This window comes from Megasphaera intestinihominis (assembly GCF_040096415.1).
GTDB classification, from domain to species: Bacteria; Bacillota; Negativicutes; order Veillonellales; family Megasphaeraceae; genus Megasphaera; species Megasphaera intestinihominis.
This window is the reverse complement of record NZ_JBBMEU010000036.1, coordinates 1-21,675: the sequence shown is the minus strand read 5'-3', so window position 1 is coordinate 21,675 and position 21,675 is coordinate 1. Positions and strand designations below refer to the sequence as shown.

At 52.7% G+C, this 21,675-nt stretch carries 16 protein-coding genes; 11 read left to right on the top strand and 5 right to left on the bottom strand.

Annotation, left to right across the window (positions count from 1 at the left end):
- Window positions 1-258: 258 nt before the first annotated feature.
- Window positions 259-1,218, top strand: coding sequence for a 5-bromo-4-chloroindolyl phosphate hydrolysis family protein (locus WMO23_RS07175; RefSeq protein ID WP_301877621.1), 960 nt, complete (start codon window positions 259-261; stop codon window positions 1,216-1,218).
- Here WMO23_RS07175 and WMO23_RS07170 read toward each other — a convergent pair.
- The 4 genes from WMO23_RS07170 to WMO23_RS07155 all read right to left on the bottom strand — a co-directional run bounded on the left by WMO23_RS07170 (window position 1,215) and on the right by WMO23_RS07155 (window position 6,111).
- Window positions 1,215-2,618 (bottom strand): ATP-binding protein, encoded by a 1,404-nt coding sequence (locus WMO23_RS07170; RefSeq protein ID WP_349173654.1) that lies wholly within the window; start codon window positions 2,616-2,618, stop codon window positions 1,215-1,217. The genes WMO23_RS07175 and WMO23_RS07170 overlap by 4 nt on opposite strands.
- Before the next feature lie 312 nt (window positions 2,619-2,930).
- Window positions 2,931-4,196, bottom strand: a complete 1,266-nt coding sequence (locus WMO23_RS07165; protein WP_020311185.1) for a zinc-binding dehydrogenase — start codon at window positions 4,194-4,196, stop codon at window positions 2,931-2,933.
- Window positions 4,197-4,251: 55 nt separating this feature from the next.
- Complete coding sequence (locus WMO23_RS07160; protein ID WP_303267842.1) at window positions 4,252-4,686, bottom strand: PTS mannitol transporter subunit IIA; 435 nt, start codon at window positions 4,684-4,686, stop codon at window positions 4,252-4,254.
- Between the two features lie 15 nt (window positions 4,687-4,701).
- Window positions 4,702-6,111: a PTS mannitol transporter subunit IIBC gene (locus WMO23_RS07155; protein ID WP_303267841.1), complete on the bottom strand. Its 1,410-nt coding sequence runs from the start codon at window positions 6,109-6,111 to the stop codon at window positions 4,702-4,704.
- A gap of 258 nt (window positions 6,112-6,369) precedes the next feature.
- On the opposite strand from WMO23_RS07155, the gene WMO23_RS07150 reads away from it, so the two are divergent.
- Window positions 6,370-7,146, top strand: a complete 777-nt coding sequence (locus tag WMO23_RS07150; RefSeq protein WP_303267840.1) for a LytR/AlgR family response regulator transcription factor — start codon at window positions 6,370-6,372, stop codon at window positions 7,144-7,146.
- Here WMO23_RS07150 and WMO23_RS07145 read toward each other — a convergent pair.
- Window positions 7,141-9,219 (bottom strand): BglG family transcription antiterminator, encoded by a 2,079-nt coding sequence (locus WMO23_RS07145; RefSeq protein ID WP_303267838.1) that lies wholly within the window; start codon window positions 9,217-9,219, stop codon window positions 7,141-7,143. The two genes, WMO23_RS07150 and WMO23_RS07145, sit on opposite strands and share 6 nt — an antisense overlap.
- A 306-nt stretch (window positions 9,220-9,525) precedes the next feature.
- Here WMO23_RS07145 and WMO23_RS07140 point away from each other — a divergent pair, with 306 nt between their 5' ends.
- The 9 genes from WMO23_RS07140 (at window position 9,526) to pta (ending at window position 21,571) form a co-directional block, all read left to right on the top strand.
- A complete protein-coding gene (locus tag WMO23_RS07140; protein ID WP_014015838.1) occupies window positions 9,526-10,155 on the top strand; it encodes a DUF47 domain-containing protein in 630 nt (209 codons plus the stop codon).
- Window positions 10,148-11,137: an inorganic phosphate transporter gene (locus WMO23_RS07135; RefSeq protein WP_020310209.1), complete on the top strand. Its 990-nt coding sequence runs from the start codon at window positions 10,148-10,150 to the stop codon at window positions 11,135-11,137. The genes WMO23_RS07140 and WMO23_RS07135 overlap by 8 nt, the downstream gene beginning before the upstream one ends.
- Before the next feature lie 277 nt (window positions 11,138-11,414).
- Window positions 11,415-11,891 carry an RrF2 family transcriptional regulator gene (locus WMO23_RS07130; protein ID WP_020310208.1) on the top strand — a complete coding sequence of 159 codons (477 nt, stop codon included), beginning with the start codon at window positions 11,415-11,417 and terminating at the stop codon, window positions 11,889-11,891.
- A gap of 171 nt (window positions 11,892-12,062) precedes the next feature.
- The gene (gene cdaA, locus WMO23_RS07125) at window positions 12,063-12,875 is read left to right on the top strand and encodes a diadenylate cyclase CdaA (RefSeq protein ID WP_292105396.1); all 813 of its coding nucleotides are present in this window, start codon (window positions 12,063-12,065) and stop codon (window positions 12,873-12,875) included.
- 3 nt (window positions 12,876-12,878) lie between these two features.
- The gene (locus tag WMO23_RS07120; RefSeq protein ID WP_020310206.1) at window positions 12,879-13,784 is read left to right on the top strand and encodes a CdaR family protein; all 906 of its coding nucleotides are present in this window, start codon (window positions 12,879-12,881) and stop codon (window positions 13,782-13,784) included.
- Between the two features lie 14 nt (window positions 13,785-13,798).
- Window positions 13,799-15,403 carry an NAD(P)/FAD-dependent oxidoreductase gene (locus WMO23_RS07115; RefSeq protein ID WP_292105399.1) on the top strand — a complete coding sequence of 535 codons (1,605 nt, stop codon included), beginning with the start codon at window positions 13,799-13,801 and terminating at the stop codon, window positions 15,401-15,403.
- A complete protein-coding gene (gene glmM / locus WMO23_RS07110; protein WP_292105401.1) occupies window positions 15,404-16,759 on the top strand; it encodes a phosphoglucosamine mutase in 1,356 nt (451 codons plus the stop codon).
- Between the two features lie 275 nt (window positions 16,760-17,034).
- Window positions 17,035-18,864 carry a glutamine--fructose-6-phosphate transaminase (isomerizing) gene (glmS, locus tag WMO23_RS07105; RefSeq protein ID WP_303267837.1) on the top strand — a complete coding sequence of 610 codons (1,830 nt, stop codon included), beginning with the start codon at window positions 17,035-17,037 and terminating at the stop codon, window positions 18,862-18,864.
- Window positions 18,865-19,126: 262 nt separating this feature from the next.
- Window positions 19,127-21,571 (top strand): phosphate acetyltransferase, encoded by a 2,445-nt coding sequence (gene pta / locus WMO23_RS07100; RefSeq protein WP_349173649.1) that lies wholly within the window; start codon window positions 19,127-19,129, stop codon window positions 21,569-21,571.
- The last annotated feature ends 104 nt before the right edge of the window (window positions 21,572-21,675 follow it).

Sequence of the window (21,675 nt, the reverse complement as noted above, 5' to 3'; positions counted from 1 at the left end):
TAGTGGTTAGTGGCTAGTGGCTAGTGGCTAGTGGCTAGTGGCTAGTGGCTAGTGGCTCGTAGGGGTCGCCACGTGGGCGACCCGTTATGGATTTGGATGATTTTTCTAGCAGATTAGCCGGGAAATCGTACATATCCCGGAGCGGGCGCCCCATGTGGTCGCCCCTACAGAAAAGGACCTGTCGCTTTTGCGGCAGGTCCTTTTGCTATATCTCCCCACATTTGTTACAATAAGGGCATGAGATGGAGGAGAAATTCGATGAAATATATTTTATATGTCCTTTCTTTTTTCTGCCTGCTCATCGGCGGCGGTGCCTGGTTCTTTTATAACCATCCTGTCGGTGTCATCGGCGTTATCCTGTCGCTGTATATCCTGTATCGCCTGGAACGGCAGCCGCACAAGCTTTCTTTGAAGTGGCCCGGCAGCAAAGGGAAGGGAGCCAGCCGTGACCAGGCGGCCTTTGAAAAGGCTGTCAGCGACTTCAACCGCATGGAAGCGGAACGATTGGGGCTGACCGACCCGGACCTGCGCCGGACCGTTGCCAATATGCAGCACATTGCCCGTAACTTTCTCTACTATTTACAGCAGTATCCCGAACGAATCGGACTGGCAGAACACTTCATCGACTACTATCAGGACCGGGCCGTCTACATGGTCCATAAATATAAGAAACTGGCCGTAACAGGCGTTAAGACGGACAAAGTGGTCAACACGCAGAACAAGCTCAAGAACCTGCTCAGCCAACTCGACCAGGCCTATGAAGAACAGTTCACGCAGGTCATGGAAGCGGAATTAGTGACCATCGACGGAGAAACGACGGTCATGGCCCAGAACCTGTCTGCCCAAGGCCTGTACGACCCGGAGGCTGCCGCGCGGAGAAAGAAGCCGTCGTCCCTGAAAGGCTCCCTGGCTCAGTGGAAGCAGAAAGCCGCCGACCGCTTCGATGCCTATACGGACGGGACCTTCTCGTCGATTACACCGGAACTGCGCCATAAAATCAACGAAGAGCGCCTGATTACAGCCGTCCTGGCCTTCTTCCTGGGATCCTTCGGCATCCATTACTTCTATTTGAAGCGCCCTGTCCGCGGGGCCATCTACGCCCTCTTCTGCTGGACCCTCATCCCAGGCTTCCTGGGCCTGCGCGAAGGCATCCGCTACTTCAACATGACGACCGATGAATTTTACTATGCCGATTATTTACATAAATACGGCGCTTAGAACAAATCGCTTATACCTAGCAAGTGTGTGCCTTCTCTTTGAGCGCGTTCTATGACAGGTTGGGTGTATCCGCCTTTGCTGAAAAAGACCAGGTGCTTTTTCGTTACTTTCGGGAAAGCGGCCGTAGCCTGGACTAAGTCATCATACTCTTCCATGGGCATCGGGCGGTTCCGGTATTTACATTCGCAGAAGATTCCCTCTGTTTCTGTTTTGTCCAGTGCGAGGATATCGATATCGTCTTGTTGTTTCAATAGGGGATTAGTGCCCCACCATTTGCCGATGACAGCGGGAATGAAGGGGAGGGCGTGAGCCTTGGCCTGGCGCCAGAGGTATTCGGTGCAGATTTCTTCAAAGACAGGTCCCATATAGTCAGATATGCCGTCCATGATTTCTTGGGCGGCTTTTTCTTCGCCTAAGAGAAAGTAGTAATTTTTTTGTGAGAACGTGTAGCGGTACCAAAAACGGTAGTAATGGTCTGCAATCACGTAAATTCCCTTTTTGCTCGTCTTAGGCTGGCCACAGGGGATGATTTTCTTTACCAGCCGGATATTCTGTAAAACTTGCAGATATTTCGTGCATTTGCTCCGGTCTTCGTGGATGCGGTCAGCGATAGTTGAAATCTTATTGGCTCCATTGGCTATGGCTTCGAGGATACTATTGTAGATACCTGGTTCACGCAGTTCCATGCGCAAGAGGAGTTGCGGTTCGTCGTGAAGATAGGCATTTTCAGACAGAATATGTTCGGCAATATTTGTGGTAATGTCTTGCGCCGGATTGAAAGCTTTCAAATAGCGGGGGATTCCGCCGAGGATTCCATAGGCCAACAATTTTTCTTCTTGTGAATAATTGGGGAAAAATTCAGCACTTTCCAGATAATCAAAGGGCTTTACTTCTAAATGCGCGGTGATCCGCCCATATAAGGGGCTTTTATATCCCATGACTTCATTGATCATAAAGCTGACACTGGAACCGCAGAGGATGAGAAAAATATTTTTATTTTGCCAACTGTGATCGATAGCATGTTGGAAAATACTTTTTATCGAAGGATTCTGGGCGGCCAAAAAGGGGAATTCGTCGATGATGAGGACTGTCCGCTTTTCGGTGCCGCTTTGTTTTTCGATAAAGGCCAAGGCTTTTTCCCAATTCGGGAAAGGCGCTAAATAATCACCTGTATAATGTTCCTGTACAGTTTGGGAAAAATCTTCCAGATTCAGTACATCGTTCTTTTCCTGGGCCGGGAAAAAGATACAAGCATGGGACTGAGCGAATTTTTGTAAAATCGTCGTCTTTCCCACACGGCGGCGGCCATACATGATTAAAAAATGAAAAGAAGGAAAACTATATAATTTTTCTAAAAGCGCTAATTCCTGTTTTCTACCAATCATGAGAAAAACCTCCATAAATAAAGTGAAACACGAGTATAATACTTATAAGTATTATACTCGTGTTTCACTTTATTTGCAATTATATAGGTTAATCGAATTTTCGAGGTATAATGAATTCATCACGTAACTCCTTTGAGATGGTGTGTTGCAGCAGATTCATTATACTTTAAAGTGTGGTTACGCGATATTTATTTGTTCAAAAAGTTGTAAACTGCTGTAAGAATCATAAAAACAAATAATTGACCTATATAATAAGGGCTTGTCACATGAAGAAAAGAACAAGTGACAAGCCCTTATTATATAAAGAATTTGAGAGAGAAAGCATATTTAGATTTCTACGTTGAAGTGTTTGAGAATCATTTTTTCGGCTTCGGCGTTCCACAATCCTTTGTGGGCTTTGCAGCATTTGTCCAGCTCCAGGAAGAATGGGTCTTTTTCCCCGAGTTTGGCAAAATCTTCGATGGCGGTCATGGGCATATCGAACTGGGTATAAGCCAGTTTTTTGCCACCTGGGATTTTCGGCAGGTTGAGGGTCGTTTCAGCGATGCTGTCGATGCCGCCGACGTGGGTAATCATGACGGCCGGGTCGATGATGCCTTTGGCAGCCAGCGTATTGGCTTCGATGAGGTCGTCGTTGTTACCGCCTGTCGTACCCATGATGTGGGTGCTGGTGTAGTGGCAGTCGTAGAGGTTGATGTCAGCGCTGAAGTTTTTGTCCGTCGGGCCGGAGAAGAAGTTCATGCAGCCGTCGAAGGCCAGGAGTTTATTGCCTAATTCGGCAACGGCACGGATCGGTGTGTAGACGAAGACGTCGTCGTAGCCGTGGCCATCGGTGATTTTCATTAAGTCGTCGTAAGCTGTATCCATGTTGGATGTGTTGACGTAGATGAGTTCGACGCCGTGCTGGGTTGCGTATGCCGGCGAGACGACTTCTTTGGCTCGGGCGATGCGGGCGTCGTTGATGTCGGTGACGACGATGCGCTTCGGTTTGTTTTCAAAATTGATGCCGTAGCTGATGGCGCCCAGGCCCATGGGGCCGCAGCCGCCAAGGATGATGATATTGCCACCTTCTTTGGTACCCATGGCGTGGTTGTAATTGTGTTTGTTCGTATGGTAGTTGGCGTGGTAGCCGCCGATGATGCAGCTCATAGGTTCACCCAGGGAGGCTTCGAAGAAACTTTCGCCGTCATAGGGCATGAGGGCGCCCAGTTCCATGACTTCATGCGGGAAAATGCAGTACGTGCAGTCTCCGCCGAAGAATTCATAAGAGTAACCCGGGGAAGCCAGGCTGCCTTTGTAGTTCAGGGCCGGCTGCTGAGCGAAGCGCATGCCTGGCTTGAACTGGTCCTGCCATTTTTTGCCGACTTTGACAATGACACCGGCAAATTCGTGGCCTGTGATAATGGGGTGCGTATCCATGTTCTGGGGAGCGCGTTTATGTTTTTTGCCCTGTTCGACGAGTTTATATGTCGACATGCAGATGCTGTCGGTAATAATCTTGGCTAAGATTTCGTCGTCCTTGATTTCCGGGAGCTCAAATTCTTCCAGACGTAAATCGCGGGTACCGTACATTCTGACTGCTTTTGTTTTCATGATAGAATCCTCCTAAGTGATTATTCAATAATATATGTATTAATGGATTAGGTGACTATTCCCCTTCGATGTTGGCGAAGGTATCGTAGATTTGATCGACAGAGCTTTTCAGGATTTCGTCGACTTCATCTTCATCGGAACAGGTGACGGCGATATTGCTGAGGATATCGATGTGTTCGTCACCGACGCCGGCGATGCCGATGACCAATTTGACCGTTTCACCGCCCCAATCGGTTCCTTGAGGGAAGGTCATGATGACTAAGCCCGATTTCTTGACTTCGCATTTGCCTTCTTCAATGCCGTGGGGGATGGCGACGGCATTGCCGATGGCCGTATTGAAGACTTTTTCTTTGTCCAGCATAGCCTGGGTGTATTTTTCTGTCGTATAGCCATCGTCATAGAACATCTTACCGATTTCTTTGATGACGTCTTCTTTGGCTTTAGGATGGCAATTGAGGATGATGTTTTTTTTCTGTAAAATCGTGTTCATAGGGCATATCTCCTTTTATTGGCTCTGACGGGCAGCGACTAATTCATTGACGAGCATGGCGTATTCAGGGGCTGCCATAAAGTTTGTAATCGTAATCAAGCGGGCCTGGGGAGCACTGGCTTTCGCGCGTTCAGCCAGGTCCTGGTGACAGACGACGAGTTGGGCGTCTGCTGGGATTTCCGAAACGGAAGCGTGGCTGACGGTGATGTCGGTCAGGCCGGCTTTTTTGAATTTCTTCTGCAAGACGGCGGCCCCCATAGCGCTGGAACCCATGCCGGCATCGCAGGCGAAGACGACGTTTGTGATGTGTTTCAAATCGGCCTGGGCTGGAGCGGCGGCTGCCGGAGCCGTGCCTTTCGATTCAGCTTTCATGTCCTGCATCTTCTGCTGGGCTTCTTCCAGGGATTCACCGGATTTAGCAGCGGACATCTTGATGATCGGCGAGGCGATGATGAAGGAGACGGCGGCAGCTATGACGATGCTCAGGATGACCGAGAGGGTCGAGCCTTTCGGCGCCATGGCCAGATAGGAAATGAGACTGCCCGGGGCCGGCGGACCCGAGAGACCGAGGTCGAAAATCATGTTGTAGAACAGCGCTGCGACACTGCCGCTGATGGTAGCCAGCAGGAGGGCCGGGTTCATGAGGATGTACGGGAAGGAAATTTCGTGGATACCGCCGAGGAGGTGGATAATCAGGGCACCGGGAGCGGACTGACGGGTCGTATTGTCTTTCGAGAAGAACCAGTAGGCTAGGAGGACGCCCGTGCCGGGACCGGGATTGGTTTCAATCATATAGAAGATGGACTTGCCCGTTTCGGCGACCTGTTCCGCACCGAGGGGAGTGAAGATGCCATGGTTGATGGCGTTGTTCAGGAACAGGACCTTAGCCGGTTCGACGAAGACGCCGATGAGCGGGAAGATGCCAGCCTGGAGCAGGATTTGGACGCCGGCTGTCAGGAAGGATAGGATGATGCCCATGACCGGACCGATGAGGTAGAAGCCGATGATGGCCATGACCATGCCCAGGATACCGACGGAGAAGTTATTGACGAGCATTTCAAAGCCCGGCTTGATGCGGCCTTCGACAGCGGTATCGAATTTCTTGATGACCAGGCCAGCCAGGGGACCCATGACCATGGCACCCATGAACATGGTGTATGTCGTACCGCAGATGACGCCGACAGTGGCGATGGCACCCATGATGGCGCCGCGCAGGCCACCGACGATTTTGCCGCCCTGAAAGGCGATGAGCAGGGGCAGGACGTAGGTCAGGAAGGGGCCGACCATTTTGGCCAGCTGTTCATTGGGCAGCCAGCCGCTGGGAATGAATAAGGCCGTAATCAGGCCCCAAGCGATGAAGGCGCCGATGTTCGGCATGACCATACCGCTGAGGAAACGGCCGAAGGATTGGACTTTTGCTTTCATGGTGATTCCTCCTAAAATGCTTGGAATGAATACGCTAAACATGAGCAGTACCTGACACTCCGGATTGCACTGCGCTGCTCTCTTGATGGCTATAGTATAACTTGTGTACATATCAAAAGCAATTAAAAGTAATTTAAGTTTGTCCTTTTGTAAGGTGACAGACCTTGAGAAATGAGGTTTTTACAGGCTTCATCCCTACTAGCCGTAACGCAGTTTGTGGTATAATGAAGGTAGAAATCACGAAGAGGAGATGTTGACATGGAGGCGAAAGCCGTAATCATCGATCATGAACCGCTGATGGCGGCGCAGTTAAAAAAGCTGTTACAGCAGGAGAAACCAGCTATCGAGGTAAAAGCGATATGCTATGAAGGGGAGCAGGCCATGGCCTGTCTGGCAGCCTATCAGCCGGATATCGTTTTTTTGACGCTGGAAATGCCGCGGGTCAGCGGCATGACCATTGCCAGAGAGATTGAAGCGGCCAAAGGCCCTCATCCAGCTGTCGTCTTCGTTACGGGCAAGCGCGATTTCATTTCCCAAGCGCTGCGGCTGAATGTCCTCGATTATCTGGTCAAGCCGGTTACAGAGGAAGAAGTGCGGCGGGTTGTCGAGAAATTCCGCGCTGTCTATATAAAAAAAGAAGCTCCTTTGCAGGAAGGAGCTTCCGAAACAGATGTTGATAGGAGCAGCCGGCCCAGTTATGCCCGGCGCTTTTCCGTCGATGAAGGCGACAAGATTAAACTCATTTCGACGGAAGATATCCGCTTGGTCTATGCAGAGAAGCGAAAAGTTTTTCTCGTTACCTTATCTGGCAAGACGTATCCCAGTCATCTCAGTCTGGTCCAGTTTGAAAAGCGTCTACCTGAAGCGGTGTTCTTTCGCTGTCATCGCAATTATATTGTCAACATCGATGAGGTCCAGCAAATCGAACCGTGGTTCCATCATCAATACGTCCTCATCGTAAAAGGAATGGAAGACCAGCCCGTGCCTATCGGCCGATCGTATGTCAAGAAACTCCGGCAGTACGTCGACTTATAGACTCAGGGCAGACTCGAAATAGGTCTTGAGGATCCGCTGCAGGTGGCAGCGGATTTTTTCTGGGTCGTGGCCGAGGATGGCCTGGTAAAAAGCGTCATCGTTGACTAGGGAACTGCTGATGAAACCCAGCACATCCGTATGGACCTGGCGGTATTCGTCTTCGGGCATGATGAGCAGCAAGACGGTGGCAATGCCTTTGAAATAGTCGTCCTCAAAGGCTGGGCCGTCGGGGACGCACGTATAGAATAAGGATTGACGGATGGTTTGGGTACGGCAGTGGAGCAAAGCAAAGCCCTGGTCTGGGAAAATCTGGCTGTTCAAGCGTTCGCGGCGGATGATGGCGTCGAATAAGTGAGCCGTATCCTCTTCATCTTTCGTTGCGGCTGTGGCCAGCGTATGGACGACTTGGGCAAAGGTAGACGAGGCGGGGACGGTGAATTGTTGATAATGACGCAGAAGACCGGCCATTTCCCGAGCCAGGAGATGTGTTCGGTCCAGGGCAGATAAAAAAGTTTCTCCTGAAGGCGTGACCAGGTCCGGCGCTTTGCGGATGTGGGAATATGTATCTATTTTACCCAGGATATGTTGAAGTTCAGAACCCGTGATGAGGGGGGATGTACGCAGGACGTCGGCACCAGGAATTTGCAGGGGCAGGGTGCTGATGAAAAAATCTGTTTCTTGCAACACCGATTCTGTCAAGTCGTCCTTGCCATACGTATGGAGCTCGACATGGCTAGGAAGTTTGTTCTGCAGGCGCGTCATCATCAGGCGGGCCAGGCCGAAGCCGCTGGCACAGACGATGCCGATGACGACTTTGCGGGTAAAGGCTTTTTTCCCCTTGAGCCGTTCCAGGGCCGCGCCGAAGTGGATGGTCAGATAGCCGATTTCTTCTTCCGAAACGGTCGTATCCAAGGCACGGGCCAGAACGTCAGCAGCGCGGCGGGCTTTTTGGAAGATAGAGGCGTATTCCTGCTGGATGTCGTCCAGCAGGGGGTTGATGATATTCAAGTGATGTTTTAGGCGTACAATGGTCGGCTGCAAATGGACGAAAAGGCCGCGGATGAATTCGTCGTCACAGCGCAGGTCATAGGCATATTGTGGGTCGAAGGCATCAATCATCGCATCGATAATGCCGAGGAGAGCCGATTCATCCAGTCCGTCAGGTCCCTGCCAGGAGCTGCCGCTATAGCGGATTTTGGCGCCTTTGATGTGCAACAGCAGGTATGACACTTCGATGGCCGGCATGGACAGGTGAAACTCGTTTTCCATGCCTTTCAGGATGCGGCGCGCCAGGGCGCTGTCTTCGTCGTCTGGAACGGATGGTGGGACTGAGGGTTCTTCCTGGAGCTGGCCGCTGGCTACGCGTTCGATGGCGATGGCGATATGGATGACCAGGCCGATTTTGGCAGCATCAGTGAAGTGGGTGATCCTTTCTTCATGGAGCTCCTTGAGGACGGCATAGACCCGCTGGATCGTGTGGCTGTTGAGCAATTTATAAATACCTTTGTCGGTGACGTTCATGACAGCTTGAGAAAGGGCTTCGTGGTCTGCGTGAAGTTCTTTGACATCTTCGGCTGACGTCGTTTCACTGATGAAGCGGCGCATGGCTTCACGATAGTCTTTTTCGCTGCCTGTGAGGACGACGCCATAGCCCTGCTTCTTGAGGACGGCTAAGTTATTCTTTTGCAGCCACGGTGTCAGTGATTCCAGGTCCGACGCGGCCGTGGCTTCACTGACGCCGAGGAGCTGGCTGTAATAGAAAAGCTTCTTCGGCGTCCGGTCGCGCAGGATTTCAAAGAGCAGATAACGGCGGCGGTTGTGTTTATCCGTGAAATCCATGGCCGAAGCCGTCTGTAAGTTGGCAGTCAGTTTTTCTTTCCCGTCTGCCGGCCCGATGAGTTTAAGGCCGGCTTTTTTCTTGCGCTGTAATTGCAGGCCGTAGGAAGCCAGGGCACCGGCCGTCCCGTCGAGTTCCCGTTGGACTGTCCGTTTGCTGATGCCCAGGTCATCAGCCAGGGCCTGCTCAGATACAAAATCCTCTTCGGACAGCAGGCGCTGTAAAATCTGTTGCATACGAGGGGTAAAATCCATGCTATCACCTCCATCGTCCATGGCTTTCCTGTATGTCTTTGCTTTTTAGTATAGCCCAGGCTATAGGCCGGTGCAATTCAAAGTATTTTAATTTTGTCATCGTCGCAGATGACAGCATTTTGATAATGCATAGATTGCAGGATGAGGGTGAAAAAATGCCTGGTTGTTATAGAATAATGGCAAGCCATATGATATAATTCAAAGTAAAGCCTTGTAAAGAATATGAAAGAATCGTGTAAATTTTGATAAAGGCTTATTCTTATCTTTTCGTTAAGGAGATCGATGATTATGGCATTCCACTTAAAGCCCAAGGAAGAAAAATTCTTTTCCCTATTGGACCAGCATGCGACGTTGAGCTATGAAGCGGCTGAATTACTGAGCCAGGCTATTAACGGCGAAGTCGCAAAAGAAACGGCGCTGGAAAAAATCGACGCTCTGGCCGACCAGGCCGATGCGCTGGTCATGGAAACGATGAAGCGCCTCCAGAAGACCTTCATTACGCCTATGGACCGTGAAGATATCCAGCAGCTGATCGATCAGCTCGATGCAGCTGTCGACAACATCAGTGAAATCATGGATAAAATGTGTATGTACCAAGTCGGCGAAGCTACGGATGGCGCTAAGCAGATGGCGACCATTACGGCGAAAGCCATGAAAGAGATCCGCAAATCCATCGGCTACATGAAGGACCTCAAGAAGAATTACCTCAAAGTCGAAGCGCGGAGCAAGAAAGTCTTGAAATTGGAACAGGACTGCGATGATTTGTACCATGAAGAAATGGCGAACTTGTTCAAGAACTGCAAGGACCCCATTGAAATCATCAAGTGGAAGGAAATCCTCCAGTCTGTCGAAGACGTCACCGATGATTGTGAAGATTTAGTCGTTACGTTCAGAAGGGTTGTATTGAAGTATGCCTGAGCATTGGTTAATTTGGGCCATCGTTTTGCTGGCCGTTCTCTTTGATTATATTAATGGCTTCCACGATACGGCCAATGCCATCGCGACGGGCGTATCGACGCGGGCCATTACACCGCGCCACGCCATCATGATGGCAGCGTGCCTCAATTTCGCCGGGGCCATGATCAGCACCGGCGTCGCTAAGACCATTGGCGGCGACCTGGTCCTCAATCCGGCTGAAATCAGCTTGGAAGTCATCGTAGCCGCCCTCATCGGCTCGATTATCTGGAATGTCCTTACCTGGTATTACCGCATACCGAGCAGTTCGTCCCATTCCCTGATCGGTGGTGTCATCGGCGCCGTCTGCATCAGCGTCGGACCGGCAGCCCTCGATATGGGCGGTATCGGCAAAATCATCTTGTCTCTGATCCTGTCGCCTGTCGTCGCCTTGGCTACCGGGTATTTCGTCATGATCGGTATCCTCTGGATTGTCCGCAAGTATTCGCCGCTGGCCCTGAACCGGCAGTTCCGCAAGATGCAGCTCTTGTCGGCCAGCCTGATGGCTTTTTCTCACGGTTCCAATGATGCCCAGAAGGCCATGGGGATCATCGCCCTGGCTCTCTTGTCCGGCGGTTATATTGAAACTATGGAAATCCCGATTTGGGTCAAGATGGCCTGCGCTACGTCCATGGCTTTAGGGACTTCGGCCGGCGGCTGGCGTATCATCTCTACGATGGGGACGAAGATCTTCAAGATGGAATCGATCAATGGCTTTGCGGCGGATTTGAACTCGTCTATCGTCATCTTTACGGCGACTTTCCTCCATCTGCCCGTCAGTACGACCCACGTCGTATCGGGCTCCATCATGGGCATCGGTTCAGCCGAACGCGTCCGCGCCGTCCATTGGGGCGTCGCCCGCAGTATGCTCGTCGCCTGGGTCGTCACCATCCCCATCAGTGCCCTTATGTCGGCAATCATTTTCAAAATTATCGATTTTCTTTAAGTGAAATTAGTTTGTAGTACGGAGTTTGTAGTTTGTAGAAGCTGGTTTTAAATTTTTTACCATTTGCTGCAAACTAAAAACTACAAACTTAAAACTCAAAAAGAGGCTGTCTTAATGCGACAGCCTCTTTTTGCATCAGTCAGTAGGATAAAAGCGGATGACAGGCTTAAAGTATATTAATAATGTACTTCTGGGTACTGGAGTTACAGAATTAAAACTATACTTTTTTTGTCTTTTATTGTATAATACTAAATATAGACAACAAGGGGGTAGAAATATGAGATTGAATCAGGCTACGGACTATGCCTTCCGCATGGTCCTCTATTTGGCGTCTCTCCCGGAAGGCACGAAGATTACCGGCGCGGCGCTGGCTGAAAAACAGAATATACCGGAACGTTTTTTATTGAAAATCATGCGCAGTCTCACCAAGGCTGGCATCATGAAGTCTTACCGCGGTGTCGAAGGCGGCTTCGCCCTGCAGCGGGCTCCCAAGGATATCACCCTCTTTGACATCATCGATGCCGTCGAAGGGCAGACGGAACTGCAGCGCTGTCTCCATGATATCGGCTCGTGCAGCCGCGGCTGCAGCGGCATGTGCTCTATTTATGCCGCTTTTGCCGACATCCAGCGCGACCTGGCGGCCCACCTGAAGTCCATCAACTTCGAGACACTGGCCAAACAGGAAGCCAATCTGCGCATGGTCCATGAAGCAGAAGCGCAGCTGACGGCCAAAAAAGAAGCGGCAGAAAAGTGAGCTTGTAGTACGGAGTTTGTAGAAGAGGGCTTTAAATTTAAAACCCTCCGCTAACCACTAGCCACTAAAAAGGGCTTGTCACCGACGACAAGCCCTTTTTTTTATGCCCAAAATATTGTAAAATAAGGATACCCATTTTATTTTTATTCTCGTTGTGTGGAGTGAAGCCCTATGTACCTACCCCTTCAAGGTTTCATCAGCAGCTTCCGGCTGCTCGATATATTGGATATCCTGCTCGTCGCTTTTGTCCTCTATAAATTATTCATCCTCATCCGCAATACCCGGGCCGTGGCCCTGATCAAGGGCCTGCTGGTCCTGGGCGTGGTCACTGTCGTCAGCAAGGTCCTCGACCTGCACGTCATCAACTGGATGCTGCAGCAGGGGATGACGGTCATTCTCGTCGCCCTGCCTGTCGTCTTCCAGCCGGAATTGCGGCGGGCCCTGGAACAAATCGGCCGGGGCCGTTTCTTTCATTCCGGCCAGGTCATCAGCATGGAAGAACTGGAACGGCTCATCGATGAAATCGTGGCTATCAGTGAATCCCTGTCAAAGACCCATACAGGAGCGCTCATCGTCTTTGAACGCGAAGTAGGCCTTAACGACTACATCGATACAGGCATCGCCATCGACGGCCTGGTGTCGCGGGAACTGTTGGGGAATATCTTCATTCCCAATACGCCCCTTCACGATGGCGCCGTCATCATCCGGGAAAACCGGATCATGGCTGCCGGCTGTCTGCTGCCGTTGACGTCGGACCGGTCGCTGTCGACGGAATTAGGGACGCGTCATCGGGCGGCTATCGGCATCAGTGAACTGGCCGATGCCGTCGTCGTCGTCGTCAGCGAAGAAACGGGCTCCATTTCTTATACCTATGGCGGTCATATTTATCGTCACCTCGACGGCAATGCCCTGCGCAATGTCCTGAAGACGTTCTTGAACAGGACGCCTCAGGGCCTGGCCAATATTTTTAAATGGAGGCCTTAGCTTATGAACAAGATTGATAAAAAATGGCAGCTCAAAATAATCTGCCTCCTCTTGGCTATCGTCTTGTGGTTCGTCATCATCAACGAACAGAATCCCCTCAGTGAAGGCAGTTATACCGTACCGATCACTGTAGAGAACCTCGACTCCCAGTATATTACGTCCAACGTGCCCAAGACGGTCTATGTCCGCCTGTCGGGACCGCGCAATACGATCATCAACGTCGGGCCGTCGGATATCAAGGCCTATATCGACTTGTCCAGTGTCCAGGAAGGGGAAGTAGAGGTCCCGGTCCACATCGAGATCCCCAGCGGGACGGAGCTGAAGAAGCAGAGCATGACGTCGACGAAAATCACAGTCGATGTCTATACAGTCAAAGAATTTAAATTGACGCCCCATGTCGTCGGCAAACTGGATGACAAGGATTTCATCAGCGATTTGAAAATCGTACCGGAGAAAGTCGTCGTCAGCGGGGCGCGCCGCCTCATCCAGCACGTCAGCCAGGCAGTCGTAGATATCCCGGTCAATCAGCGCAATGGCGACTTTGCTATTATGGCGCCGATTCATTTGTATCAGGCTGATGGCACGCCTGTCGAAGGACTGGAAATGACGCCCTGGCAGAGCAATGTCAAAGTGGCCATTGCCCATGATGCCGTGGCCAAGACGGTGCCTCTCAACCTGAACGCTACGGGCCAGACGGCCTGGAAGACCGTCACAGTCCAGCCGATGTCGGTCCAGGTCCGCGGTGAAGCCGATACGCTGAAGAATATCAGCTCCATCGATTTGCCAGATATCGATGTGGAAAACATGACGGAAGAAAAGACCTGGAAAGTGCTGATTCCGCCCATTGATGGTGTCGTCATAGACCCTGATGAAGTCGACGCCACACTGCATATTAAGAAAGATGAGTAGAAAGGGAGAAGATTGTGCTTAGAGTATTGAATATCCGCACGGCTGTGCCCATGAAGAAGCCTTTGGAAGCGTTAGTTGCCAAGAAGCTCCGCTGCAGCCGCAGCGATATTTCCCGCCTTATCATTGTCCGCCGGTCCATCGACGCCCGGCGGAAACCGCGGATTTATTTCGTTTTTACGGTCGATGTGGAATTCGTCGACGAAAGCCGCGTTTGGAAGCGCTGTCGTGACAATAAGGATGTCCGCCAGCTGGCTGAGTCGCCGGCGCCGGATATCCGGCCCGGTACGCAGCCGCTTACCCACCGGCCCATCGTCATCGGGACCGGCCCGGCTGGCCTGGCGGCAGCCCTGGCCCTGGCCGAACACGGCTATGCGCCTATCGTCTTTGAACGGGGGTGTGACGTCGATACCCGCACGAAAGACGTTGAAGATTTTTGGCGCGGCGGCCCCTTCAAGGCATCGTCGAACGTCCAGTTCGGCGAAGGCGGAGCGGGGACCTTTTCCGATGGGAAATTGACGACCCGCGTCAATCATCCGCTGCTGCGGCGCATTTTGCAGACTTTCGTCGATGCCGGAGCGCCGGAAGACATCCTGTATGCCTATAATCCCCACGTCGGGACCGATGTCCTGCGCCGCGTCGTCAAGAATATGCGCCACACCATCGAGGCGCAGGGCGGCGAAGTCCATTTTTCCAGCTGTGTCACGGCAATCCATCGCGACGATAGCGGACGCATCACGTCGGTGACCGTCAACGGCTGCGATGAGTACCCGGCAGAGCTGGTCGTCATGGGTATCGGCCACAGTGCCCGCGATACGTATTACATGCTCCATGACCAGGGCATTACCCTGGAAAAGAAGCCTTTTGCCGTCGGTGTGCGTATCGAACATTCCCAGGATGTCATCGACCGGGCCCAATATGGCTGCCCGGCAGCCGACCTCGGCCTGGAACCGGCCGATTACGCCCTGGTCTATCACAGCCCGGAAGGGCGGTCGTGCTATTCTTTCTGCATGTGTCCCGGCGGTGTCGTCGTCGGCGCGGCTTCGGAAGAAGGGCGGGTCGTCACCAATGGCATGAGCCTGTACCGACGTGACAGCGGCATCGCCAACAGTGCTGTCGTCGTCAACGTCACAGCCGACGACATGGGCGGCGACAGCCCCCTGGCGGGGATCGAATTCCAGCGCCGCTATGAAGCCCTGGCCTATCAGGCCGGCGGTAGCAATTATCACGCGCCGGCTCAGACCGTCGGGGCTTTCCTCAGCCGTCCTGGAGCACCGCAGGAAGGGCCCATCCATTCCTATCGTCCCGGCGTGACCTGGACGGACCTGCATGAGGTCCTGCCAGGTTTCGTTACGACGACACTGGAACAGGCCCTGCCTTATTTTGGGCGGCGGATTCACGGTTTTGACGATGACGATGTCGTCATGACCGGCGTCGAAACCCGGACCAGCGCCCCGGTACGCATTGTCCGCGGCGAAGACCGCATGGCCCTGGGGGCGGCAGGCCTTTATCCCATCGGGGAAGGGGCTGGCTATGCCGGCGGCATTATGAGCGCTTTTTTGGATGGACTGGAAACGGCGATTGAAATCATCCGTAAATATCAACCTTTGGAGGTAAAGTAAATGGCTAGATTGTTTGGAACTGATGGAGTACGAGGTATTGCCAATGATTCGCTGACACCGGAATTGGTATATCATTTGGGCAGAGCAGCTGCCTATATTTTTGGGCAGAACAAAGAACACCCGACCTTTCTCATCGGCCGGGATACCCGCCGTTCCGGCACTATGCTGGCAGATATCCTGGCCGCCGGTATCGCTTCGGCTGGTGGTGACTGCTACATGGTAGGCGTCATTCCGACTCCGGCCATTGCCTACTTGACGCGGACTCATCATATGGATGCCGGCGTCATGATTTCGGCGTCGCATAATCCCTTTGAATACAACGGTATCAAGTTCTTCGACGGCTTTGGCTATAAGCTGCCTGACGAAACGGAAGACAAAATCGAAGAATGTATGCTCAAAGATGAACGGGCTGCCCTTCAGAGCCGTCCGACCGGGGCCGCTATCGGCACGATTTCGACGTGGACCGATTTACAGCAGGAATATGCCGATTTCATCTGCAAATCGACGGATGTCGATTTGTCGGGCCTGAAAGTCGTCCATGACGGGGCCAATGGTTCCGCTTCGGTCTTGGGGCCGGAAATCCTCAAACGCCTGGGTGCCGAAGTCATTGCCATCCATCATGAACCGAACGGCATCAACATCAATGACAACTGCGGCTCTACCCATTTGGAAAGCTTAAAGGAAACGGTTCTCAAGTATGGGGCCGACGTAGGGATTGCCAACGACGGCGATGCCGACCGCTGCCTGGCTGTCGATGAAAAGGGCCAGGAAATGGATGGCGACCAGATCATGCTCCTCTGCGCCATGAAATTGAAGGCCGAAGGCCGGCTCAAACAGAATACCGTCGTCGGTACGGTCATGAGCAATATCGGTTTCCACAAAGCCCTGAAGGAAATGGGCTGCCAGACGGAAATTACGGCTGTCGGCGACCGCTATGTCCTGGAAAAGATGCGCAAAGACGGCTATTCCCTCGGCGGCGAACAGTCGGGCCATATCATCTTCCTCGACTACAATACGACTGGTGACGGCCTGCTCACGGCGGTCCAGCTGCTGAGCATCATGAAACAGCAGCAGAAGCCCTTGTCGGAACTGGCCGGATTGATGACGCGCTATCCGCAGATTTTGAAAAATGTTCGCGTTCAGACGAAATCGGGATGGGAAGACAATAACCTCATCATGGCCGCCATCTCGGCTGGCGAAGAAGAGTTGGGCGATGAAGGCCGCATCCTCGTCCGCCCGTCGGGCACAGAACCCTTGATCCGTGTCATGGCAGAAGGACCGGACCTGGAACAGCTCGAACGCATCGTCGATGACATCGCCGTCGTCGTCGAACACGAAATGGGCCCGTCTAAGTAGGTATTGACAAAACCTTGCAAATATATTAAAGTGTGGGAATGGAGTTCCTGGAACTCTTTCCTGCACTTTTTTATGCAGGCGTCTGGAAATCCTTGACGATATAATGGATAGCGCTAGTGCCTGATGGATTCAGGCAGACGAGGTAGAGAAGTATCGAAATAGTCAGCGGATGTCTCTCGGCAGCTTCAGCCGTTATATGGCGGAAAAACACGATGGTAACGTCGTCGACAAGTTCGTCATAAGAAGGAACATTTTCATATCAGGAGGATATAACTATGTGTGGTATTGTAGGTTACATCGGAGACAGAGAAGCAGCAGATTTTTTGATGGATGGACTGGCCAAGCTGGAATATCGTGGTTATGACTCGGCCGGTATCGCCGTCTACAACGACGGCGCCATCGCTGTCCGCAAAAAAGCAGGCCGTCTGGTCAATCTGGCTGAAGAAGTCAAGGCTCACCCCGTCGTAGGGACGCTGGGCATCGGTCATACCCGCTGGGCGACACACGGCGGCCCGTCGGACGTCAATGCCCATCCCCATACGGATGAAAAGGGGAACTTCGCCATCGTCCACAACGGTATCATCGAAAACTACATGGAATTGAAGGAAGAACTCCTCAAAAAAGGGTATCACTTCAAGTCGGAAACGGATACGGAAGTCGTCGCGCACCTCTGCGCCGACATGTACGACGGAGATTTCACCAGCACCGTCCGCAAGGTCCTGGCCCGTCTGCGCGGTTCCTATTCGTTGGTCTTCATGTGCAAGTTTGAACCGGATAAGATCATTTGCAGCAAGAAAGACAATCCCCTCATCGTCGGCCTCGGCCAGGGGGAAAATTACATCGCTTCGGATATTCCGGCCATCCTCAGCTACACCCGCAAGACGTACATCATGAACGATGGGGAAATCGCCATCGTCATGAAGGATAATGTCTGGGTCACGGACCTCGAAGGCAAGCCCATTTCCAAGAAGGTCTTTGAAGTCAACTGGGATGCTGAAGCAGCTGAAAAGGGCGGCTTTGAACACTTCATGCTCAAGGAAATCTACGAACAGCCGAAGGCTATCAAAGATACCATGAGCTGCCGCATCACCAAAGATGGCAAGCACGTCCATTTTGAGGAATTGAACTGGACGCCGGAAGACGTCAAATCAATCGGCAAGATTTTGATTACTGCCTGCGGTACGGCCTACCATGCCGGCCTTTTGGCCAAGTATTTCATTGAAAAACTGGCCCGCATCCCCGTCGAAGTCGACATCGCTTCGGAATACCGTTACCGCGATCCCTTGACGGACAGCAAGACCCTGTGCATTGTCATCAGTCAGTCCGGGGAAACCATAGACACCCTGGCAGCCCTGAAAGAAGCCAAACGCCGTGGCGCTCGTTCCCTGGCCGTCACCAACGTCGTCGGTTCGTCTATTTCCCGTGAAGCCGACCAGGTCGCTTATACCTGGGCTGGCCCGGAAATCGCCGTCGCTTCGACCAAGGCCTATACGACGCAGCTGGTCACGCTCCTGCTCCTGTCCCTGTACATGGGCCGCTTGAACGGGAACCTGCCCGTAGACCGGGAAGAAAAAATCCTGGCTGATTTGACCAAACTGCCGGATCAGTGCCAGGGCATCTTCGACCAGGTCGATTTCATCAAAGGTCTCTGCAGTACTTTCAAAGATAAAGAAGACGTCTTTTTCATCGGCCGTTCCATGGACTACGGCCTGGCTATGGAAGGTGCCCTGAAATTGAAGGAAATCTCCTATATTCATGCTGAATCCTATGCCGGCGGCGAACTGAAACACGGCACGTTGTCCCTCATCGAAGCCGGTGTCCCCGTCATCGCCCTGGCTACCCAGCTGGAAGTCGAAGAAAAGATGATCAGCAACATCAAGGAAGTCAAAGCCCGCGATGCCTATGTCGTCGGCGTCGTCCAGGATGGCGATACGGAAGTCGGCAAGACCGTCGATGATTTGATCAAAGTACCGGCATCGGACGATTTCGTCGTTCCTATCCTGGCCATCATCCCCTTGCAGCTCCTGGCCTATTACATCGCTGTCAGCCGCGGCAACGACGTAGATAAACCGCGTAACCTGGCTAAGAGCGTTACCGTAGAATAAGAGATAGTTTGTAGTTCAGCGTTTTCAGTTTGTAGACGACGGTTTTAAATTTTTAAACATTCACTACAAACTAAAAACTACAAACTTCGAACTAAAAAAGAGGCTGTCCCAGCGCCAGCCTCTTTTTTGTCCCATTTATTCTCCGTTCGGCAGAATAATATCTCCTTTCGTCATGGAAAAGAGGCGGCCGTCTTCGTTTTGCCGTATACTATACTTAACGAAATGACAGTGATGATTGTAGATAGATGTGAGGTGTTGTCTTATGTCACGATTTATAAATAACCTGAAACGCCGCGTTGCTAAAGAACAGAAGAAAATCGTCCTGCCGGAATCGGAAAGCCGCCGCGTCCTGCAGGCTGCCGAACGGGTCCAGGCCGAAGGCTTTGCCCGGCCCATCCTCATCGGCCGTCCCCGGAGTATCGTCGAAGTCGCTTCGGAATACCAGATCGATATGGACGGGATTGAAATCATCGACCCTGAAACGTACCCCATGATGGATAAGTTCTGCCAATATTATGCCAAACGGCGGGCTAAGAAGGGCATGAGCCTGGAAGAAGCCCGGAAAGTCCTGTCAGAAAATTACATCTTCTTTGCAGCCTGCCTGGTTGCCTTCGATATTGCCGACGGCATGGTCGCCGGTGCGGTGGCCACGTCGTCGGAAGTCATCCGGGCGGCTCTGCAGGTCATCGGTCCTCATCCCGGCCTGTCGACGGTCAGCAGTTCTTTCATCATGATTACCGATAAGCCCCAGTTCGGCGATGACGGTATCTTCGTCGTCGGCGACTGCAGTGTCGTCATCGAGCCGACGCCGCAGCAGCTGGCCGATATTGCTGTCAGCTGTGTCGAACGGGCCCGCCGGACGGCGCAGATGCTCGATCCGAAAGTAGCATTCCTATCGTATTCGACCATGGGCAGCGGTGCTGGCGAAGAAGTCGACCGCGTCCGCGAGGCCGTCCGCCTGCTGCGGGACCGCAATGTCGATTTTGAATTCGACGGCGAAATGCAGGCCGATGCCGCGCTGGTACCGCGCATTGCCCGCCAGAAAGCACCGGGTTCGGCCGTAGCCGGTCAGGCCAATGTCCTCATTTTCCCGAACCTCGTTTCCGGCAACATCTGCTATAAAGTATTGGAACACCTGGCCGGGGCTACGGCCTTGGGACCGCTCCTCCAGGGCCTGGCCAAGCCGGTCATGGATTTGTCCCGCGGCTGTACGCCTGAAGATATTACCGACGTCATCGCCATTTGCTGCAGCGATGCCATCTACATGCAGGCTGAAAAGAAACGCGATATCGCCTTTACCAGCCGTTTTGAAAAGCTCGACCGCCGCGTAGCCGTCGAGAACCGCAATATTTCCATCCAGTTCGACCCGGAAAAATGCAAGAACTGTACTCTCTGCCGCCGGCGCTGTGCCGATGTCATGTCCATGACCGGTTATTATTCCCTGGAAAGTACCGGCGACGTGCCTATCTGCGTCCACTGCGGCCAGTGTTCCCTGACCTGCATGTTTGGGGCGACGACGACGGTATCCCAGCGCGATGCTATCCAGCAGGCCATCGACGATCCTAAGAAAGTCGTCATCTTCCAGACAGCGCCGGCTGTCCGCGTCGCCCTCGGCGATGAATTCGGACTGCCTTTCGGTTCGGTTGTCCAGGGCAAGATGATCGCCGCCCTGCGGGCCCTCGGCGGGGATTATGTCTTCGATACGAATTTCGGCGCCGATTTGACCATCATGGAAGAAGCATCGGAACTCTTGTACCGCATGCATAACAAGAAAGAACTCCTGCCGCAGTTCACCAGCTGTTGTCCGTCGTGGGTCGAATTCACGGAAATCTTCTTCCCTGAACTGATTCCCCATCTGTCGACGGCTAAGAGCCCTATCAGTATGCTCAGTCCTATGATCAAGACGTATTTTGCCAAACGCATGAAGATCGACCCGGCCGATATCGTGACGGTCTGCGTGACGCCGTGTACGTCGAAGAAGGCGGAAATCGCCCGGCCGGAACGGAATGCTGCCGGCCGTTACTGGAAGAAACCGGAAATCCGCGATACGGACTACTGCATTACGACGCGGGAATTGGCGAAATGGATCAAAGACGCCCAAATCGACTTCAACAGCCTGAAAGATTCGGATTACGACCCCATCTTCGGCCAGTCCTCCGGCGGCGGCACGATTTTCGGAAACAGCGGCGGCGTCATGGAAGCGGCCCTGCGGACGTTGGTCTATTTGAAGACGGGCAAACCGGCTGATGAAGAATTCCTCCACTTTGAAGAAGTCCGCGGCTTGGAAGGCGTCAAGGAAGCGGCCCTGACCCTGGACAACGACATCATCCGCGTCGTCGCCATCAGCGGTCTGGCCAATGCCCGGCGCTTCATCAACCTCATGGAAGAAAAACATTCGTGGAAGAAATATGCCTTCATCGAAGTCATGGCCTGCCCAGGCGGCTGCATCGGCGGCGGTGGCCAGCCGAGAACGAAACTGCCACAGGAAATCCCGGCCAAACGCGCCCGCATCGAATCGCTTTACGGACTGGATGCACTGAACCAGATACGTGCCAGCTGGGAAAACCCGGAAATCCAGACACTGTATACCAAGTTCCTGGGTGAACCGCTCAGCGACCTGTCGGAATCCTTACTGCACACGCAGTATATCAACAAGCACTACATGCTGGGCAAAGAAGATAAAGTCCAGCCAGGCGTGAGCCATTAACGTGATTAGTGGTTCGTGGCTAGTGGCTCGTGGCTTCGTAGGGGCCGTCCCAGAGGGCGGCCCGCCTCTCCTGTTAGGAGAGGTGGCCCGAAGGGCCGGAGAGG

Coding starts and splice junctions, on each gene's coding strand:
- WMO23_RS07175 (WP_301877621.1), top strand. CDS start 259: ATGAAATATATTTTATATGTCCTTTCTTTTTTCTGCCTGCTCATCGGC.
- WMO23_RS07170 (WP_349173654.1), bottom strand. CDS start 2,618: ATGGAGGTTTTTCTCATGATTGGTAGAAAACAGGAATTAGCGCTTTTA.
- WMO23_RS07165 (WP_020311185.1), bottom strand. CDS start 4,196: ATGAAAACAAAAGCAGTCAGAATGTACGGTACCCGCGATTTACGTCTG.
- WMO23_RS07160 (WP_303267842.1), bottom strand. CDS start 4,686: ATGAACACGATTTTACAGAAAAAAAACATCATCCTCAATTGCCATCCT.
- WMO23_RS07155 (WP_303267841.1), bottom strand. CDS start 6,111: ATGAAAGCAAAAGTCCAATCCTTCGGCCGTTTCCTCAGCGGTATGGTC.
- WMO23_RS07150 (WP_303267840.1), top strand. CDS start 6,370: ATGGAGGCGAAAGCCGTAATCATCGATCATGAACCGCTGATGGCGGCG.
- WMO23_RS07145 (WP_303267838.1), bottom strand. CDS start 9,219: ATGCAACAGATTTTACAGCGCCTGCTGTCCGAAGAGGATTTTGTATCT.
- WMO23_RS07140 (WP_014015838.1), top strand. CDS start 9,526: ATGGCATTCCACTTAAAGCCCAAGGAAGAAAAATTCTTTTCCCTATTG.
- WMO23_RS07135 (WP_020310209.1), top strand. CDS start 10,148: ATGCCTGAGCATTGGTTAATTTGGGCCATCGTTTTGCTGGCCGTTCTC.
- WMO23_RS07130 (WP_020310208.1), top strand. CDS start 11,415: ATGAGATTGAATCAGGCTACGGACTATGCCTTCCGCATGGTCCTCTAT.
- cdaA (WP_292105396.1), top strand. CDS start 12,063: ATGTACCTACCCCTTCAAGGTTTCATCAGCAGCTTCCGGCTGCTCGAT.
- WMO23_RS07120 (WP_020310206.1), top strand. CDS start 12,879: ATGAACAAGATTGATAAAAAATGGCAGCTCAAAATAATCTGCCTCCTC.
- glmM (WP_292105401.1), top strand. CDS start 15,404: ATGGCTAGATTGTTTGGAACTGATGGAGTACGAGGTATTGCCAATGAT.
- glmS (WP_303267837.1), top strand. CDS start 17,035: ATGTGTGGTATTGTAGGTTACATCGGAGACAGAGAAGCAGCAGATTTT.
- pta (WP_349173649.1), top strand. CDS start 19,127: ATGTCACGATTTATAAATAACCTGAAACGCCGCGTTGCTAAAGAACAG.